2 protein-coding genes are annotated in these 2697 nt (G+C 53.6%); both read left to right on the top strand.

The window, feature by feature from the left end:
- On the top strand, nucleotides 1-1545 hold a 1545-nt coding region (locus H6F43_RS01395), incomplete at its 5' end, for a response regulator (RefSeq protein WP_190340235.1).
- A gap of 7 nt (nucleotides 1546-1552) precedes the next feature.
- A partial coding sequence (locus H6F43_RS01390) for a GAF domain-containing protein (protein ID WP_242025234.1) occupies nucleotides 1553-2697 on the top strand: 1145 nt, incomplete at its 3' end.

Genomic DNA, 2697 nt, shown 5'->3' with positions numbered 1-2697 from the left:
GTCGATCGACGGGTTGCCGTGCTTGAGCAAGCCGTGGCGCTGCTGCTGCAAGATCAGTTGACTGAGGCGCTGCGACAGCAGGCAGAGCAGGAGTCTCATAAGCTAGCTGGCTCGTTGGGCATGTTTGGATCTGACGAAGGATCTCGTCTGGCGCAAAAAATTGAGCCGCTGTTTGAGACGGGACAATCGCTGAACTTCCAACAGAAGCAGCACTTAGCCCAACTCGTAACTGCCCTGCGTCAAGAACTACAGCGCATGGACGATCGGCACCTGCCCGACATTATTTCAAGTGAACCAGAGGATGAGCGTCCTTGGTTCGTAATCATCAGTTCAAACCGCGCGCTGACTGATCAATTAGCAGAGGCGGCTCCCCGTTGGGGACTGCGCCCCGGCGGCATCGCAAATCCGGTTGCTGCCAGAGCGCAAATTTGTCAGAAGCGTCCGGATGTGGTGCTGCTAGATATGACGTCTGTCAACACCCTGGAAAACTATTGGATGCTGCTGTCAGAACTGAGCGCTAATACGCCACCTGTTCCGACTCTGGTTCTGATCGATCAGAACAGCTTGATCGATCGCGTGGAAGTGGCTCGACTGGGAGGACGGGGAGTTTTACAGCAGCCAGTAACCGCAGCTCAGGTTTTAGAGGCGGTCAACCAAGCGCTGCAAAACAACCAGCCTACGCAGGCGATGGTAATGGTGGTAGACGACGATCGACAGGTATTGACCGCACTCCAGCGGTTGCTGATTCCTTGGGGGCTGCATGTCACCGTCCTCGACAATCCGCTTCGCTTCTTGGATACGCTGGAATCTACCCGACCTGATTTGTTGGTTTTAGATGTAGAAATGCCTGAAATTAACGGCATTGAGCTGTGCCAAGTGGTTCGCAATGATTTGCGCTGGAGTAGCTTGCCCGTCCTGTTTTTGACGGCTCATTCCGATGCTGAAACGATGCATCGCGTATTTGAGGCGGGTGCAGACGACTATGTAAGAAAGCCGATCGTCGGTCCAGAACTGGTAACGCGAATTTTTAACCGTCTGGAGCGATCGCGCCTGCTGAAATGTCTAGCGGAAACTGATGCCTTAACTGGCGTTCCCAACCGGCAGAAGTCCACCCAATCGCTGACTCAGTTTCTTCAGTGGTGCAGCCACTGCCAGCGATCGTTTTGCTTTGCCCTAATCCAGCTAGACCACCTGAAGCAGGTAAACCAACAGTACAGCCATGCAATGGGCGATGACGTGCTTGCCCGCTTTGGAGAATTGCTGCGGCAAGTATTCCACAGTGAAGATGTAGTGGGTCGCTGGGGAGGCGCAGAGTTTGTTGTGGGAATGCCTACCCTGACCAAAAAAGACGCTGCTCGACGGCTTTCTGAGTTGCGTAAAACCTTGAACCGATTGGAGTTCACCGCGGAAGATGGCACTCCGTTTCGAGCCACCTTTCGGGCAGGAGTTGTTCAGTACCCTCAGGATGGTGCAGATTTACAAACGCTTTATCAAGCCGCCAACCTGCTGTTAAGTCAGGATAGAACTGGAGGAGGCAATCCGTGAAGGGGAAATGATGCAAGCTCCACTGCCCGACAATGAATCTGCACGGCTCTATGCGCTCCGGCAGTACGAGATTCTGGACACTGCTCCCGAAGAGGCATTCGACGATTTGACCCAGCTTGCTGCTTACCTTTGCGGCACGCCGATCGCCCTTATCAGCCTGATCGATGACTGTCGCCAGTGGTTCAAATCTAAAATTGGGATAGATGCACCAGAAACACCGCGTGGTCTAGCATTCTGCGCCCATGCAATTCTGCAACCCAACGATCTTCTGATTGTCCCTAACACCTTACAGGACGAACGGTTCGCAACCAATTCTCTGGTTACGAACGATCCTCACATTCGCTTCTATGCCGGCGCACCGCTCGTCACCTCGGATGGCTATTCGTTGGGCACGCTTTGTGTGATCGATCGCGTGCCTCGGGAACTGACTCCCGAGCAAACTCAAGCGTTGCAGCGCTTGAGCCGCCAAGTGATTGCTCAGCTAGAACTCCGGCGTAATTTAGCCCGGCTGGCACAAACGACAACGGAGCTTCAGGAGGCAGAACAAGCGCGGAGCCAGCTTCTGGCTCAAGAGCATGCGGCGCGGGCGGAGGCTGAAGCAGCGGGCGATCGCGTCACTAGCATCTTGGAAAGTATCACCGATGGCTTTTTTGCGCTGGACCACGACTGGCGATTTATTTACCTGAATTCCCAGGCAGAAATGCTCCTGCACAAAAACCGGCAAGAGTTACTGGGTCAAGTCATTTGGGAGGCGTTTCCCGAAGCCGTTTACTTAACGTTCTACACGGAGTACCACCGAGCGGTGTCGGAGCAGGTCAGCGTTAAATTTGAAACGTTCTATGCACCGCTGGACCACTGGGTTGAAGTGGATGCCTATCCATCGAAAGAAGGGTTGTCCGTTTACTTTCGCAATATCAATCAGCGTAAGCAGGCAGAAGCCATACTGCAACAGACATTGACCCTTCAGCGGGCGATTCTGGACAGCGCCAACTACAGCATTATTTCAACCACGGTTGATGGCACGATTCTTACCTTCAACGCAGCAGCAGAGCGCTGGCTTGGCTACAGCGCAGCAGATGTGGTTGGAAAAACGACCCCAGTTTTTATTCATGATCCTGATGAAATTGTTCAGCGATCGCGGGAGCTATCGCA

This window comes from Leptolyngbya sp. FACHB-36 (assembly GCF_014695955.1).
Lineage (GTDB): Bacteria > Cyanobacteriota > Cyanobacteriia > Leptolyngbyales > Leptolyngbyaceae > FACHB-36.
This window is presented reverse-complemented; position numbering and strand designations above follow the sequence as displayed.